Source organism: Streptomyces sp. NPDC090119, assembly GCF_044747085.1.
Classification (GTDB): domain Bacteria; phylum Actinomycetota; class Actinomycetes; order Streptomycetales; family Streptomycetaceae; genus Streptomyces.
In genome coordinates, this window is the sequence record NZ_JBIVDK010000006.1 from 108,515 (window position 1) to 124,295 (window position 15,781).

Consider the following 15,781-nt stretch of genomic DNA (forward strand, 5'->3'; position numbering starts at 1 on the left):
GCACCCCCGTCTCCGTCCCGTCCCGTTCCCGATCAGCGAAAGGAGGTGCCCGATGCGGATCACCGTGGTGGGCGGCGGTGTGATCGCGCTGCTGGCGACCGTGGAGTGCGCCCTCGACGGACACCGGGTCACGGTCGTCGACCAGGGCCCCATCCCGTACAGCCGGGCCACCTCCTTCGACCAGCACCGCATCCTGCGGGCCCTGCACCCGGCCGACCCGGCCGCCACCGGGGCCGCGCTCCGCGCCCACCGGCGCTGGCTGGACCTGGAGGAACTGTTCGCCACCCGCTTCTACGAACGGGTCGGCGCGCTCACCGTGCTGCCGCCCGCCGCCGCCGCCGAGGGCGCCCGGCTGCTCACCGACGCGGGCGGCCACGCCCGCACGCTCACCACGACCGCGCTCGCCGACCGCTACCCGCACCTGTCCCTGGACGGCGCCCTCGCGGGCGTGCTGGAGGACGAGGCGGGCGTGCTGCTCGCCGAGCGGGTGCTCGCCGCCTGCGTGGCGTGGCTCAAGTACCAGCCCGGCATCGACCTCGTACCCCACCGGCCGGTGGCCGAGGTCGACGGGGCGCGCGGGCGGGTCAGGTTCGCCGACGGACAGGTCCTCGACGCGGACGGCGTCCTGGTCGCCGTGGGCCCCTGGGCGCGGGACCTGCTGCCGGAGCGGGTGGCCAAGACCCTCACCCTGTACCGGCAGTCCCTGCTCTACTGCCGGGTCCCCGCCGGGCAGGCGGCGGCCTGGGCGGCCACCCCGGCCGTGCCCGCGCTCGGCACCCGGCGCGGCGCCTGGCTGATCCCGCCGGTGGCCGGAACCGCGCTCAAGGTGACCTCCGCCGCGCTGTGCCGCGAGGCCGACGCCATCACCGACCACCGCACGCCCGAGGAGTACCAGCGGGAACTGGCCGCCGAGTTCGGCGACCTGCTGCCGGGCTTCTCCCCGGCCTGGGTGCTCGGGGCCAAGGACTGCTACTACCTGTCGTCCACCGACACCGGCGGCCCGCTCGTGGTCGAACTCGGCGCCGCCGCGCTCGCCTACGCGGCCTGCGGCGGCTCCTCGTTCAAGTTCGCGCCGCTGATCGCCCGCACCCTCGCCGACCGTGTCCTCGGCCGCACCCCCGCCCCGACCGGCCTCACGGCCCTGGACACCGCCCCCCTCGACGTCTCCCCGTGAACCCCGCAGAACCGAAAGGAACGCCATGAAGCTCCTGGCGATCGAAGCCCGGCAGAACGCCACCTACTACGTCTCCCGCTACGAGCAGATCGTCGGCCTGGGCGCCGACCTCTACGTCCTCAACGGCGAGGGCACCGACGACTTCTGGCGCGCCGACCGCTACCGCGTCGCCGGTTCGCGGGAGGTGGCCGAGCTGATCGCCGCCGCCAAGGAGTGGCACGCCGAGGAGCGGTTCGAGGGCGTCCTCACCTTCTCCGAGTCCGGCGTCCTCGCGGTCGCCGCCGTCGCCGAGGCCCTCGGCCTGCCCGGCATCGGGCTGGAGGCCGCCCGCGCCAGCCGCAACAAGCTCCTGATGCGCCAGGCCCACGAGCGCGGCGGGGCCGCCCACCCGTCCTTCCGCTACGTCACCGACGAGGCCCAGGCCCTGGCCGCCGCCGAGGAGTTCGGCTACCCGGTGATCGTCAAGCCCACTCTGGGCGCCGCCTCCAACTACGTCTTCCGCGCCGACGACGCCGCCGAGCTGCGCGCCCGGCACACCCAGGCCGCCGAGGGGCTGACCGAGCTGTCCTGGTACGCCATGGAGGCGGGCGGCCTCGACCTCGGCCCGCACGGCCTGCTGATCGAGTCCTTCCTCGACGGCGACGAATACCTCATCGAGGCCGTGGTCTGGGACGACGAGGTCTACCTCGGCTCGATCGTGGACCGGGTCACCGCCGAGGGCGACACCTTCGACGACGACGTCCACCACGCGCCCACCGCGCTCACCCCCGAACAGGTCACCGCCGTCCACGAGGTCGTCGCGGCCGGTGCCCGCGCCCAGGGACTGGTGCGCAGCGTGATGCACGCCGAGGTCCGCTTCCACGACGGCCGCCCGCACCTGGTGGAGATCGCCGCCCGCCCCGGCGGCGGCGGGCTGGACCACATGGCCCGCATCTCCGCGGGCCACGACCCGATCGCCGCCCTCGCCGACGTGGCCCGCGGGGTCCGCCCGGACGTACGGCACTACACGCCGACCGGCACGCACACCGCCGCGATGTGCCTGCTGCCGCCCGGCTCCGGCCGCGTCGAGGAGATCCACGTCTCCGACCGGCTGGTCGAGCACGACGGCGTCTTCTTCTTCAAGCTCACCGCCCGGCCCGGCGACCTGGTCCGCCGTCCGCCGGAGGGCAACAGCATCCTCGGCTTCCTCGGGGTCACCGGCACCTCCTTCGAGGACGCGATGTCCACCGCCGAGGACCTGGCCGGCCAGGTCCGCGCCGACCTGCGCTGAACCGCCGCCCGCACCGAACCACAGGAGACCCCGAAATGACCGAACGCCCCGTGATCATGGTCGGCTTCGTGCCGGTGGCGGTGACCTCGCTCGCCGAGTTCCAGCCCGAGGGCTCGGTGATCGTCGTCGACGAACCCGACGTCATCCGCAAGCGCGAACTGCGGCCCAAGGCCGACGAGGCCCCCGTGGTCCGCGAGCTGATCGCCTGGGAATACCAACTCGAAGGCGCCGCCGACGAGTTCTACAACACCCACCCCGACCTGGACCCGGCCGCGATCGCCCCGCTCCAGGAGTACGCCACCCCCTTCGCGGCCCGCCTCGCCGAGCGCTACGGCCTGCCCACCGGCGGCTACGGCGCCCTGCGGACCCTGCGCGACAAGGCCCTGCTGCGCCGGGTCAGCGCCGCCGCGGGCATCCGCAACCCGGAGTCGGCCGAGGTCACCTCGCCCGACGAGGTCCGCGCCTTCATGGCCGCCCACCCCGGCCCCGCCGTCCTCAAGCCCGCCAACCGGCAGGCCGCCCTCGGCACCCGCCTGCTCGACTCCGCCGACGAGATCGACGAGGCGTGGGCGGAGGCCACCGCCATGGACGAGGGCGTCATGGTCCCCGACCGCGGCATCGAACTGCGCATGCTGGTCGAACGCCGGGTGCGCGGGCGCGAGTACAGCGTGGAGATGCTGGTCGAGGCCGGGCGGCCCCGGTTCGCCAACGTCACCGGCAAGGACCTCTTCCCCGGCATCCGCCCGGTCGAGCTGGGCCACCTGGTCCCCGCCGACATCCCGGCCGGGCTGGACGCGGAGCTGCGCGCCGAGACCGAGCGCCTGCTGCGCTCCGTCGGCTTCGGCACCGGCATCGCCCACTGCGAGTGGATCGTCGAGGACGGCCGCCCCTACCTGGTCGAGTGCGCGGGCCGCTTCCCCGGCGACGGCATCGTGGACCTCATCGACCGCGCCTACCGGATCGACCTGGTCCGCGCCTTCTGGACCCTGATGAAGGGCGAGCCGCTCACCGCCGAACTGCCCGCCCGGGCGCCCGGCGCCGCCGCCATCCGCTTCCTGCACACCGGGGAGAGCGGTGTCGTCGAGTCCGTCGCCGGTGTCGAGGCGGCGCGCGAGCCGGCCGGTGTGCAGGTGTGCTCGGTGTCCGTGGAGCCCGGCGCCGAGGTGCGCGAGCTGCGCAGCTCCTGGGACCGCTTCGGCTCGGTCGTCACCGAGGCCGCCACCGGCACCGAGGCGCACGCCATCGCCGTACGCGCACTGGAGACCATCGAGATCAAGGTCCGGCCCGGACAGGTCTGACCGTCCGAATCTCGCCCCTCGTTTCCGGGGACGTGTGACGATCATCCGCACTTGCCCCGCATCGCCGAAAGGAACAAGAAAACAATGACAGTCGACCAGAGCACGAAGGACAAGGCCGCCCGGCTGCGTGCCCTCGGCACCGACACCGTCCTCGTGCTGCCCAACGCCTGGGACGCGGCCAGCGCCGCCGTCATCGCCGCCGCGGGCGCCCCGGCCATCGCCACCACCAGCGGTGGCGTCGCCTGGTCCCTCGGCAAGGGCGACGGCCAGCAGGCCACCCGCGACGAGATGCTCGCCGCCGCCGCGCGCATCGCCGCCGCCGTGGACGTCCCGGTCACGGTCGACGTGGAGGGCGGCTACGGCGCCGACCCGGCCGAGGTCGCCCGGACCGTCGCCGCGGTGGTCGCCGCCGGTGCCGTCGGCATCAACCTGGAGGACTCCGGCGCGGCCGACGGCGCGCTGTTCACGCCCGCGGAGCAGGCCGCGCGCATCGCCGCCGCCCGCACCGCCGCCGCCGAGGCCGGTCTGCCCGAGCTGGTCATCAACGCCCGCACGGACGTGTACCTCTTCGGCATCGGCGAGGAGTCCGGCCGCCAGGCCGACGTGCTCACCCGCGCCGCCGCCTACGCCGAGGCGGGCGCCGACGGCCTCTTCGTCCCCGGCCTGCTCGACCTGCCCGCGCTCACCGACCTGGCGGAGCGCTCCCCGCTCCCGGTCAACGCCATGGCGGGCCCCGGCGGCCCCTCCGTCGCCGAACTGGCCAAGGCGGGCGTGCGCAGGGTCAGCGTCGGCACCGGCGTCGCCCAGGCCGCGTACACCGCGGCCCGCCGCGCCACGCTGGAGCTGCTGGGCGCGGGCACCTACGACGAACTGGCCGACTCGCTGGACTACTTCCAGCTGAACGGCCTGTTCAGCGGCTGACGACCGCGCCGCACACGCACGAAGGGGGCCGGTCACCCGGCCCCCTTCCCGCGTACCGGCCCCGCTCAGCGCCCGGCGGTCCAGCGGGCGACCACCTGGTCCAGCACGTCCAGCGGCAGCGCGCCGTCGCCGAGCACCAGGTCGTGGAAGGCACGCACGTCGAACGCCGGACCCAGCTCCCGCGCGGCCCGCTGCCGCAGCCGCTGGATCTCCAGCCGCCCCGTCATGTACGACAGTGCCTGGCCCGGCCACTCGACGTACCGGTCGGTCTCGTTGGCCACCTCGACCCCGGCCAGCACCGTGCGCGCGCGCAGGAAGGCGACCGCCCGGTCCCGGCTCCAGCCGAAGTGGTGCAGCCCGGTGTCCACGACCAGCCGGGCCGCCCGCAGCGAGTCCATCGCCAGCATGCCGAGCCGCGCCGACGGCCCCGAGTACAGGCCCATCTCGTCGGCCAGCCGCTCCGCGTAGAGGCCCCAGCCCTCGATGTAGGCGTTGATCCACGCGATGCGGCGCAGCCGGGGGAGACCGGTCAGCCGCTGGGCGAGGGAGAGCTGCACATGGTGGCCCGGCACCGCCTCGTGGAACGCGGTCGCCTCCGCCAGTACCCGTGAACGCTCCGCCGCGCGTTCGGTGTTGGCGTGGTAGGTGCCCGGCCGCGACCCGTCCGCCGCGGCGGGCATGTACCAGGCCAGCGGCGCGCCCGGCACCTCCCGCCCGTCCAGCACGCAGGGCGCCGACGGCAGCCGCCCGAACCGGCGCGGCGCGGCCGACTCGGCCCGCGCGATGGCCGTACGGGCCGCCGACAGCATCTCCTCGGGCCCGCTCCACCGCAGCCCGGCGTCGGAGCGCAGCCGCTCGCGCACCTCGTCGGCGGTCGGCGCGCCCCCGAACGCCCGCGCCCCCACCCGCGCGTACTCGTCGTCCAGCGCGGTGAGCAGTTCGAGGCCGGTCCGGTGCAGTTCCTCGGGGGTGCGGTCGGTGGTGGTGTGCACGCGGACCAGTGCGGCGTAGTGCTCCTGGCCGTCGGGCAGATGGCACAGGCCGGGCGCGTCGGGGGTGCGTCCGCGCGGGGCGAGTTCGCCGTCCAGCACCTCCCGGTAGGCGGCGAACGCCGGGCGCACCGACCGGTCGATCAGCCGGTCCCGCTCGGCGTGGTGCCGCGGTGACAGCGGTACGGCCCGCAGCGCGTCCCCGGCCGGATCGGCGAGGTGGGCGTCGAGCCGGGCGACGGCCGTACGCACCCGCTCGGCCACCGGCAGCCGCCCGGCCGCCAGGCCCGCCCGGTGCCGCCGTGTCGCCCGGGCCAGGAACTCGGGTATGCCCGCGAGCCGTTCGAGATGCCCGCGCTCCTGGTCCTCGCCCAGCGGACGCACCTCGGGCAGCGGGCCGAGGAGCTGGCCGAGCGGCGAGGTCTGGTAGTCGGCCACGGTGTGCTCCACCAGCCGGGTACCGAGCCGGTCGGCGATCGCCCGCGCCTGCTGCACGACCACGGCCCGGGTCACCTCCTCCGCGGCGTCCGCGGCCGGTGCCCGCCCGGCGCGCTCGGCGAGACCGGCCGCCCGCTCGATCAGCGCCGCCTGCCCCTCCTCCGAGAGGTCCGGAAGCCGTCCGACGGTCTCCGGGCACCCTTCCAGCGCGTCGTCCAGCGGGGTCTCCGCGACGATGAGTTCGACGGCCTCCTCGGCCAGCAGGGCCACCGGGGTGACGGGGCTCGGCGGGGCGGCGGGGTCGATGGTGGGACTGGTCATTCTCGGGGTTCTCCTGTCATGGCGTGACGACGGTGTCGCGCGGTACCCGGTCCGGACCGGGCGCCGCCTGCTCGGCCCGCGCCCGGGCGAACTGCCGCACCAGGGGCGGGAGTCCGTACTGTCCGACGACGTCCGTGCGCTCCAGCAGCCCGGCGTCGTGCAACTCCTCCATGGACTCCGTCGCCCGGTCCTGGGCGAGCGCGCCCGCGAACACCCGGACCACCGTGTCCACGGACGGCGCGGCGGGGGCGGCGGCGGACCGGCGCAGTGCGCGGCGGGCGTGCGGGGTGAGCCCCAGGCAGGCGCTCTCGAAGCGCTCGGCCAGGCTCTCGTCCCCGACCCGCAGCCGGGCGAACAGCCCCTCCCCGGCGAGCAGGTCGGCGACCGCCTCGGCGAGCAGTGCCTCGGGGCGGGCCGCCAGTCCGCGCGCCGCCAGTGTCAGGGCGAGCGGCAGGTCGCCGCAGGCGTCGGCGAGCAGCAGCCCCGCGCGAGGGGCGGAGGCCAGCCGGTCGGCGCCGAGCACCGAGGCGAGCAGATCCATCGACTCGTCCCGGTCCAGCACCGGCAGCGCCACGCGCCGCACCCCGTCCAGACCGAGCAGCCGGGAGCGCGCGGTCAGCACGATCCGGCAGTGCGGGGCGGCCACCAGGAGCTCACGGACCTGGCGCTCCTCGCGCACCCCGTCCAGCACCACCAGCAGCCGCCGCTCCCGCAGCACCGACCGGTACAGTCCCACGCGCCGCGCCGGATCGTCGGGCACCAGCTCCGGGGGGAGTCCGAGCGCCCGCACCACGTCGCCCGCGATACCGGCGGCGTCCACGCGGCCGCCGCCCGCCGGGTCGAGGTCCACGTAGAGCTGCCCGTCCGGCAGGCCCGCCCCCAGCTCGCGGGCCAGCCGCAGCGCGAACGCCGACTTGCCGACCCCGGCCAGGCCATGGACGAGCAGCGGCGCGGCGGCCCCCGCCGCCGGATCGGTCAGCCGACGCGCCCGGCCCAGCAGCGCACTCCGGCCGACCAACGGGCGGACGCACAGGGGGAGTTCGTTCGGGACCGGGGGCAGCGCCCGTAACGCCGCGTCCCGCAGCCGGGTCTCCCGCGCCTGGTGCGCCGCCCTGGGGTCCGCTCTGCCCTGGCCGCCGTCCTCATGCGCGGCTCTGCGCCAGCGCCGCTCCCACTCCGCCCGTTCCCCGCCGCACGCCTCGGCGAAGGCGAGTGCCACCTGAAGACTCGGCAGCTGGTATCCGGCCGCCGCGTCCGACAGCACCGAAGCGGAGAACAGGGCCCGCTTCGCCAGCTCCCGGTAACTGGGGGAGCCCGCTCCGGCCCGGAGCCGACGCAGCTCCTGGGCGAAGGCGGTGGCCGGTCCGGCATCCAGCGCCAACGGCTTCTCCGGTCTGCCCACGCTTCAGCTCCTCGGGGAAATCGGGGGCGGTCCGCCGCGGGGTCTCCGCCCGGTCTCCGCCGTCTGCTGACTGCCTCCCGAGACTCCGGCCCGCCGTTCCCGATCCCCTCCCGTCGCGATACCGCTGCCGGATTCGTCGCTTCCCTTACTTTTGAGTCGGCCGATTGCTTATGATCCGGCTGGCCCGGGTCCCTGGTGGGGGAGACGCGGGACCCAGGGGGTGGGGAGCCGTATGGCAGTCATGGGCGTGGAGAACGACGGCGACAGAACCGCGCGAGCCGGTCGATTCCCGTCACCGGACGACACCGTTCCCGCGCCGGCCCTGTCCTTCCTGCTCCTCGGCCCGTTGGAGGGCTGGTCCCAGGGGGCGAGGCTGCGCCTGGGCGGAGCCATCCAGGAACGAGTCCTGGCCATGCTGCTGCTGGAACCCGGCCGTCTGATCCAGGTGCCCCGGCTGGTCGAGGCGGCCTGGGAGGAGAACCCCCCGGCCACCGCCGGGCACCAGGTCCGCAAGGCCGTCGCCGACCTGCGCCGGCGCCTCCCCGGTGGCAGCGAGGTGATCGTCACCGACGGCCCCGGCTACCGCACCGCCCTCGCCGGTCACCGGCTCGACCTGCTGGAGTTCACCGGCCATCTGCGCGCGGCGGAGTCCGCCGAGGCGGCGGGCCGGCCGGGCGACGCCGTACGGGACCTCACCTCGGCGCTGGAGCTGTGGCGCGGGCCCGTGATGGCGGGCAACGGCGGAGCCGTGATCGAGGCGGCCGCCGCGGTGCTCGACGAACGCCGGATCACCGCGGCCGAGCGGCTCTTCGCGCTCAGGTTGACGCGCGGAGAGGGCAACGCGCTCGTCGCCGACCTGCGCGACCTCGCCGCGGCCCACCCGCTGCGCGAGACCCTGCGCGGACAGCTGATGCTCGCCCTGCACCGCTCCGGACGGCAGGCCGAGGCGCTGGAGGAGTACGGCCGGGTCCGCACCCTGCTGGCCGACGAACTCGGCGTCGATCCCGGCCGCCCGCTGGCCAAGCTGTACGAGGACATCCTGCGCGACAGCCCCGAGCTGAGACCCGGCTCCCCCGCAGAATCGTCCCTGCGGGGGAGTGGTGACACCGAGACGGCGGGCGCGGACCAGGACACCGCCGCCACCGAGCCCCCACCCGCGGAAGCCCCCTGCACGCTCCCCTACGACGTGTCCGACTTCACCGGACGGCGCTCCGAACTCGGCCGCATCATCGAGCTGGCCTCCGCCCCCGCCCGGCAGCACCGGGCCCGCGTCGTCGCCATCGACGGCATGGGCGGCACCGGCAAGACCACCCTCGCCGTCCGCGCCGCCCACCAGCTCGCCGCCGACCACCCCGACGGCCAGCTCCACCTCGACCTGCGCGGCTTCACTCCCGGCGAGGAACCGCTGCGCCCCGAGAGCGCTCTCGACGTCCTGCTCCGCATGCTGGGCACCCCCGGTGAGCGCATCCCGGCCGACCTGCAGAGCCGGGCCGCGCTGTGGCGCTCCACCCTCGCCGGGCGCCGCGTGCTGATCCTGCTCGACAACGCCGTCGACGCCGCCCAGCTGCGCCCGCTGCTGACCTCCGCCCCCGGCTGCCTGGTCCTGATCACCAGCCGGGCCCGGCTGGTCGACCTGGACGGCGCGGCCTGGCTCTCCCTCGGCCTGCTGCCCCCCGAGGACAGCGCCGCCCTCGTCGCCGAGACCCTGGGCGCCGACCGGGTCGCCGCCGAGCCCGAGGCCGCCGCCGAACTCACCGAGCGCTGCGGCCACCTCCCGCTCGCCCTGCGGATCGCCACCGCCCGGCTGCGCAACCGGCCCCGCTGGACCGTCGCCTACCTCGTCGACCGGCTGCGCGACGAGACCCGCCGCATGGTCGAGCTGACCTCCGGGGAACGCGGTGTCGCCGCCACCCTGCGGCTGTCCTACCTGGCCATGACCGAACGGCACCGCACCGCCTTCCGGCTGCTGGCGATGCACCCCGGCGCCCGGATCGACGCCCACGCGGCCGCCGCCCTGCTCGGTCTCGACCTGTTCGACGCGGAGGACGTCCTCGAACACCTGCTGGACGTCCACCTGCTCCAGCAGCCCGACATCGGCCAGTACACCTTCCACGACCTGGTGCGCAGCTTCGCCCGCGAACTGCCCGCCTCCGAGGAGGAGACGGCCGCCGTCACCGAACGGCTGCTCGGCTACTACGTCTCCGCGACCGAGGCCGCCTGCCAGGTCCTCTTCCCCGGCCGCAAACCACACCCGACGGAACTCGCGCCCTACACCGGCGAGTTGCCCGCGCTGGCCGACGCGGAGTCCGCCCGCCGCTGGTTCACGCTGGAGCACGAGGGGCTGATCACGGCGACCGCGCTCGCCTCCGGCCGCGGCCTCGACCGGCACACCGCCGTCCTCGCCCGCAACCTCGTCTTCCACCTCAACGCGCGCGGCCACTTCACCGCCTACGCGGAGGTCGCCCGCACCGCCGCGGCCGCCGCCCGCCGCACCGGCGACCTGTGGCTGCTCAGCAGCACCCTGTCCAACCTGGGCGTGGCCTGCTGGAAACTCGGCCTGCTGGAGGAGGGCATCGCCACCGTCACCGAGGCCCGCGAGGCGGCCGTACAGATCGGCAACCGGCTCACCGAGGCACACGCCGACAGCGTGCTCGGCATCCTGCACGCCACCGGCGCGGGTTACGAACCGGCCCTCTTCCATCTGCGCCGTTCGCTGTCCCTCGCCCGCGAACTGGGCGCCGAACGCAACCAGGCGGACGTGCTGTGCACCCTGAGCACGGTCTACGAGGAACTCGGCCAGTACCCGGAGGCGGCCGACGCCGCCCGCGAGGCCGGGGCGATCTCGCTCCGTCTCGGCTACCTCAACAACCAGGTGACCTCCCTGACCGACCTGGCCTTCGCCCAGCTGGGCCTCGGTGACGCGCCTGCCGCCGGGAACAGCCTCGCCCAGGCCCGCGGACTGTGCGACGAGCGGGTCCCGACCGGCGACAAGGCCCTGCTGCTCGCCCTGTCCGCCCGGGTCGCCCAGCTCCTCGGCGACCCCGGGTCCGGCCACGATCTCGCCGCGCAGGCGCTGGCCCTGGCCGGGGAGACCGACGCCCCGCTGCGCCGCGCCAAGACCCAGAACGTCGTCGCCCGCTTCCACTTCCACGCGGCCTCCTACGAGACCGCCCACGCCTTGCACGAACAGGCCCACGGCAGCGCGGTGAAGGCCCGGCTGCGCGCCGAGGAGTGGCATGCCGTGTCCGGCATGGCGCACGCCGCCCGTCTGCTGGGCGACCCCTCGGAGTTCACCCGCCGGGCGGCGGCCGACACCCTGCTCGCGAGCCTCGGCCTGGCCCTCGCCCCGGCCGAACGCTGACACGACGCTGACCTCCGGGCGCCGCACACGAAAGCGCCCCGCCCGGTGATCCGGACGGGGCGCCTGCCGTGGAGGACCTGGGTCACGGCCGCACGACGTGCGGGCCGACGTCGTTGGCCAGGACCTGGTGCGGGGCGTTCTGGGCCGGGAGACCGGTGGTGACCGAGGAGCCGAGGCCGAGCGCCAGGCCGAGCGCCGCGATGATCCCGATCAGTGCCGCAGTCTTCGTACGCACGATGCCAGTCCCCCTGGGGTAGTTGGCGAGCCGGCGGTGCCGCCCGCTCTCGACATCGGTGATGCTTCCGGCGGCCGTTCCCGATCCGGTCCCGGCTCGTTCCCACCCCGCGCGGAACGAGCGGGGAACGGCCGCTCAGACCCCGCCGTCGGTACAGCCCGCGACCCGCGGACCGTCCGGCGTCAGCACCGTGTCGGTACGCAGCGCACCCCCCGAGACCCCGGCCAGGTCGAGCAGTTCCCGGACGCAGGACCGGACCAACGACACCGCGTCGGGCGCCCCCGGCGGGCCGGTGCCGTCCCGCACCACGCTCACCACGTGGTGCATCCCGCCCAGCGACAGCGTCTCCACCCGATAGCGCGGCCCCCGGAACAACTCCTCGACCAGATGCGCCCCGTCACCGGCGCTCCGAGCCCACCGGACCATGTCCCGCTCGTCCCGCACCGCCACCGGCGCCCCCCAGCCTCCGTCGCCGACGGCGGACTTGATGGACACCGGCAGGCCGATCCGCTCCACGGAGGCCCGCGCGGCGCCCGCGCCCGCCGCCTCCTCGGCGCGCGGCGGGGGCCAGGAAGCCCCGAGCAGCAGTCGGCGCAGTGCCACCGGGTCCTTCAGCAGGCGGGCGGCCGGGTCCCGCCACAGTGTCCCGTCCCGCTCCCGCCGCACCCTGCGCACGACGGCCCGCGTCTCCGCCCCCGCCGCCGGGCCGCACACCAGCTGTCCGATGCCGTACCGCCTGATGAGCCGGGTCAGCAGCGCGTGCAGGGTGCCGTCGGAGGCACTGTCCGGACCGGTCACGAACAGCCCGTCCGGGGGGACCGCGTCCGGCAGCGCCTCCCGCTGCTCCACCACCCACAGGTCGAACCCGGCGGCCAGCGCCGACCGTACGAGCTCGTCCCCGGGCACCACCAACAGCAACCGTTCCGCAAAGCTCCCCACGGCCCCTCCCCCGCGATCCAGTCGAACGCTCGCACGCTTCCGCACCGCCTTCCCGTTCACCTCCCGCCCCGTTCCCCCGATCGGGCGTCCGGCGGCACGACGGTTCCGGCCTGCCGGTGCTCCGCGGGGCGTGGAGCTCAGGCGCGCAGGCGGACCGGTATCCGCTGCCAGCCGAAGGCGATGAAGGACGGCACCTGGCGCAGGTCGCCCGGTGCGAAGGCCGCGGTCAGGGTGGGGAAGCGGCCGAAGAGGGCGGGCAGCGCGGTGCGGGCCTCCAGCCGGGCCAGCGGGGCACCCACGCAGCGGTGCACGCCGACGCCGAACGCCAGGTGGTCGTCGGCGCCGCGCGCGGCGTCGAAGAGGTGCGCGGTGTCGCCGTAGTGCTCCGGGTCCAGCCCGGCGGCGGCGTACGTCGTCAGGATGGCGTCGCCCGCCGGGATGACGACGTCCCCGACCTCCAGGTCGCTGACCGCGTAGCGCAGCGGCAGCGCGGCGATCGAGGGGTGCGCGCGCAGCGTCTCGTCGATCACCGCGTCCCACGAGATCTCACCGGAGCGCACGGCCGCCAGCTGCCCGGGGTCGCTCAGCAGGGCGACGACCGCGTTGCCGATGAGGTTGACCGTGGTCTCGAACCCGGCGCCGATCACCAGCAGCAGTGTGTACAGCAGTTCCTCGTCGCCGAGCCGGTCGCCGTCCTCGTCGCGGACCCGGATCAGCTCCGTGGTCATGTCGTCGCCGGGGTGCGCGGTCTTGTGCGCGATCAGGCTGCCGAGCACCGTGCCGATCCGCTCCTGCACGAACGCGGTGTGCTCCGGGCCGGGGTCGGAGGTGTCCATGATCGCGGCGATCAGTTCGGCGGTGTCCGCCCGCAACTCCGCCGGGACACCGAACAGTTCGCAGATCATGCGCAACGGCAGCTCGTACGCGAACAGCGCCTTGACGTCCACCGCCCGGCCGTCGGCACCCGCCCGCTCCACGGTGTCGAGCAGCTCGGCGGTGATCGTCTCCACGCGCGTCCGCATCGCCTCGGTGCGCTTGTGCGTGAAGCTCGGCGCCACCAGTCTGCGCAGCCGCGCGTGCTCGGGGCCGTAGGTGGTGAACATGTTGACGACGCCGACCCAGCCCAGGACCCAGCCCCAGGAGGGGTGGTCGCCCAGTTCGGGCCAGAGCCGCCAGTGCAGCCGGGGGTTCTTGCTCACCCGGGGGTCGAGTATCAGGTCCCTGAGGACGTCGTGGCCGGTGGGCGCCCAGGCCGGGATGCCCCCGGGCAGTTCGACCGGGACGATCGGGCCGAGGGCGCGCAACGCGGCGGTCTCGGCGGCGATGTCGGCGCCGAACGGGTCGACGGCGAAGCGTGCTGCGGCATCGGACACGGTCATGACGACTCTCCAGAACTGCGGGGGCGCGGGGACCGGAGCAGGCCGATCGCCACCAAGTCCGGTGCGGGTTCGCCGCACAGTACACACCGTCACTGATCGATTCCGAGACGTTGTGCGGGGAGTGGTTGAAAAAGCGGTCGAATCTGTTCGCTTCTGCGCGGACTGTCAGGAAATCTCCGTCAGCGAAACCGAGTTGTCCGACCCGTTCACGCGGAAGGCCGCCCGCACCGGGAGGTGCGGGCGGCCTTCGGGGCCCCGGTCGGTCAGGGCCGGGACAGCAGGGCCGACAGGGCCTGACGGAGGACCGTGTCCGGGTCCGCCGCCGCGCTCGTCGCGCGCCAGGCGACGAACCCGTCCGGGCGGATCAGGACCGCCCCGTCGGCCGTGGTGCCGTGGGACTCGGCCCAGTCGGCGCCCTCCGTGTCGTAGCCGAGGTCGGCGTCCGGGCCGGGGCCCACGCGGTAGGCGTCCAGCGCGATGCCGTCCTCCGCCGCGACCCGGCGGGCCGCCGCGTACCAGCCCGCGTCGTCGGGGGCGTCGGTGAGCAGGACCATCGAACGCTCGTACAGGTCCAGGGTGGACAGGCGCAGGCCGCCGCGGCGCACCCACAGGTGCGGGGCGCGGCTGCCCGGGCGGCCGTCGAGGGCGAGGCCGTCCGGGACGACCTCGGCGTAGGGGTCGGCGCCGAGGACGGCGCCCGCGGGGTAGCGGTAGCCGAGGACGACGTTGAGGATGCCGCCGCGCTTGGCGCCGCCGACCCCCGGGGCCGGGGCGAAGCCGGGGTGGCTGTGCTCGACCGAGCGGGCGGAGGCGCGGGCGCTGGTGGCGGCCGCGACCGGGCGGCGCTCGGCGCCGTAGGACTCCAGCAGGCCGGGACCCGCCCAGCCGGAGAGGACCGCGGACAGCTTCCAGGCGAGGTTGTGGGCGTCCTGGATACCGGTGTTGGAGCCGAAGGCACCGGTCGGGGACATCTCGTGGGCGGAGTCACCGGCGAGGAAGACCCGGTCGGAGGAGTAGCGGTCGGCGACCCGTTCGGCGGCACGCCAGGAGGCCATACCGGTGATCCGTACGTCGAGTTCGGGCACGCCGACCGCCCGGCGGATGTGGTCGCGCAGCCGCTCCTCGGTGAAGTCGTTCAGGGTCTCGCCGCGCTCGGGGTGCCAGGGCGCGTGGAAGACCCAGTTCTCCTTGTTGTCCACGGGCAGCAGCGCGCCGTCCGCGTCCGGGTGGGTGAGGTAGCAGCAGATGAAGCGGCGGTCGCCGACCACGTCGGCCAGCGCGCTGGACCGGAAGGTGACGCTGACGTTGGCGAACAGCTCGCCGGGTCCGCTCTGGCCGATGCCGAGGGCGCGCCGTACGGGGCTGCGCGGGCCGTCGGCGGCGACGAGGTAGTCCGCGCGGACGGTGAACCGCTCCTCGGTGTTCCGGTCGAAGACGGTCGCCGTCACTCCGTCGGCGCCCTGCTCGAAGGACTCCATCTGGTGGAAGTACCGGAGGTCGCCGCCGAGTTCGCGGGCGCTGTCCAGGAGGACGGGTTCGAGGTCGTTCTGGCTGCACAGGCACCAGGCCGTGGGGCTGAACTTCGCCAGACCGCCGCCGGGGTCGATGTTCTTGAACAGCCACTCCCCGGCGTCCCCCACGAGGGTGGGCGTCTGGAGGATGCCGTGGTTGTCGGCGAGGAGCGAAGCGGCCGCCTTGATGTCCGGCTCGACTCCGGCGACCCGGAACAGCTCCATCGTGCGGACGTTGTTGCCGCGTCCGCGCGGGTGGATCGAGGTCCCTGAGTGCCGTTCGACGAGCATGTGCCGCACACCGAGACGGCCCAGGAACACGGACATGGACAGGCCCACCAGTGAGCCGCCCACGATGAGGACGGGGACCCGGTGGTCGGCTTTCTGATGCATCGAAGCCTCCAGTGGCAGGGGTGGGCGCGTGGGGCGCCGATGACTCTTCACTTCCCGGTGACGGCCGCTCCGCGTGGCCAATCACCCACGTGGTTCACAGGAGTCGCGGGCTTGTGGGGACCGGCACAGGATCAAGGAACGCTGCCGGGC

The 15,781-nt window shown here is 74.8% G+C and carries 11 protein-coding genes; 5 read left to right on the forward strand and 6 right to left on the reverse strand.

Going from position 1 to position 15,781, the window contains the following annotated elements; genetic code table 11:
* The first annotated feature begins 52 nt into the window (after positions 1-52).
* The 4 genes from ACIPPM_RS25205 to ACIPPM_RS25220 all read left to right on the forward strand — a co-directional run bounded on the left by ACIPPM_RS25205 (position 53) and on the right by ACIPPM_RS25220 (position 4,663).
* A complete protein-coding gene (locus ACIPPM_RS25205) occupies positions 53-1,174 on the forward strand; it encodes an NAD(P)/FAD-dependent oxidoreductase (RefSeq protein ID WP_401451748.1) in 1,122 nt (373 codons plus the stop codon).
* A 25-nt stretch (positions 1,175-1,199) separates the two neighbouring features.
* Positions 1,200-2,444, forward strand: coding sequence for an ATP-grasp domain-containing protein (locus ACIPPM_RS25210; protein WP_401451751.1), 1,245 nt, complete (start codon positions 1,200-1,202; stop codon positions 2,442-2,444).
* A 35-nt stretch (positions 2,445-2,479) separates the two neighbouring features.
* A complete protein-coding gene (locus ACIPPM_RS25215; RefSeq protein WP_401451754.1) occupies positions 2,480-3,742 on the forward strand; it encodes an ATP-grasp domain-containing protein in 1,263 nt (420 codons plus the stop codon).
* Positions 3,743-3,826: 84 nt separating this feature from the next.
* Complete coding sequence (locus ACIPPM_RS25220) at positions 3,827-4,663, forward strand: isocitrate lyase/phosphoenolpyruvate mutase family protein (RefSeq protein WP_401451757.1); 837 nt, start codon at positions 3,827-3,829, stop codon at positions 4,661-4,663.
* 65 nt (positions 4,664-4,728) lie between these two features.
* Here ACIPPM_RS25220 and ACIPPM_RS25225 read toward each other — a convergent pair whose 3' ends face one another.
* On the reverse strand, positions 4,729-6,411 hold the full coding sequence (locus ACIPPM_RS25225) for a DUF885 domain-containing protein (protein ID WP_401451759.1): 1,683 nt from the start codon (positions 6,409-6,411) through the stop codon (positions 4,729-4,731).
* A 16-nt stretch (positions 6,412-6,427) separates the two neighbouring features.
* Entirely contained in the window at positions 6,428-7,813 is a 1,386-nt protein-coding gene (locus ACIPPM_RS25230; RefSeq protein ID WP_401451762.1) for an NB-ARC domain-containing protein, read from the reverse strand.
* 232 nt (positions 7,814-8,045) lie between these two features.
* Between ACIPPM_RS25230 and ACIPPM_RS25235 the strand changes: the two genes are divergently transcribed.
* A complete protein-coding gene (locus tag ACIPPM_RS25235) occupies positions 8,046-11,174 on the forward strand; it encodes an AfsR/SARP family transcriptional regulator (protein ID WP_401451765.1) in 3,129 nt (1,042 codons plus the stop codon).
* Between the two features lie 82 nt (positions 11,175-11,256).
* On the opposite strand, the gene ACIPPM_RS25240 is transcribed toward ACIPPM_RS25235, so the two are convergent.
* From ACIPPM_RS25240 to ACIPPM_RS25255, 4 genes are all read right to left on the reverse strand, one after another.
* A complete protein-coding gene (locus ACIPPM_RS25240; RefSeq protein WP_401451768.1) occupies positions 11,257-11,409 on the reverse strand; it encodes a hypothetical protein in 153 nt (50 codons plus the stop codon).
* 135 nt (positions 11,410-11,544) lie between these two features.
* Positions 11,545-12,348, reverse strand: coding sequence for a hypothetical protein (locus ACIPPM_RS25245; RefSeq protein ID WP_401451771.1), 804 nt, complete (start codon positions 12,346-12,348; stop codon positions 11,545-11,547).
* 137 nt (positions 12,349-12,485) lie between these two features.
* Positions 12,486-13,727 (reverse strand): cytochrome P450, encoded by a 1,242-nt coding sequence (locus tag ACIPPM_RS25250; RefSeq protein WP_401451774.1) that lies wholly within the window; start codon positions 13,725-13,727, stop codon positions 12,486-12,488.
* A 263-nt stretch (positions 13,728-13,990) separates the two neighbouring features.
* The gene (locus ACIPPM_RS25255; RefSeq protein ID WP_401451776.1) at positions 13,991-15,631 is read right to left on the reverse strand and encodes an FAD-dependent monooxygenase; all 1,641 of its coding nucleotides are present in this window, start codon (positions 15,629-15,631) and stop codon (positions 13,991-13,993) included.
* Positions 15,632-15,781: the final 150 nt, after the last annotated feature.

Excerpts from the sequence above, each read along its gene's own strand:
- ACIPPM_RS25205 (WP_401451748.1), top strand. The coding sequence starts at position 53 with ATGCGGATCACCGTGGTGGGCGGCGGTGTGATCGCGCTGCTGGCGACC.
- ACIPPM_RS25210 (WP_401451751.1), top strand. The coding sequence starts at position 1,200 with ATGAAGCTCCTGGCGATCGAAGCCCGGCAGAACGCCACCTACTACGTC.
- ACIPPM_RS25215 (WP_401451754.1), top strand. The coding sequence starts at position 2,480 with ATGACCGAACGCCCCGTGATCATGGTCGGCTTCGTGCCGGTGGCGGTG.
- ACIPPM_RS25220 (WP_401451757.1), top strand. The coding sequence starts at position 3,827 with ATGACAGTCGACCAGAGCACGAAGGACAAGGCCGCCCGGCTGCGTGCC.
- ACIPPM_RS25225 (WP_401451759.1), bottom strand. The coding sequence starts at position 6,411 with ATGACCAGTCCCACCATCGACCCCGCCGCCCCGCCGAGCCCCGTCACC.
- ACIPPM_RS25235 (WP_401451765.1), top strand. The coding sequence starts at position 8,046 with ATGGCAGTCATGGGCGTGGAGAACGACGGCGACAGAACCGCGCGAGCC.
- ACIPPM_RS25250 (WP_401451774.1), bottom strand. The coding sequence starts at position 13,727 with ATGACCGTGTCCGATGCCGCAGCACGCTTCGCCGTCGACCCGTTCGGC.
- ACIPPM_RS25255 (WP_401451776.1), bottom strand. The coding sequence starts at position 15,631 with ATGCATCAGAAAGCCGACCACCGGGTCCCCGTCCTCATCGTGGGCGGC.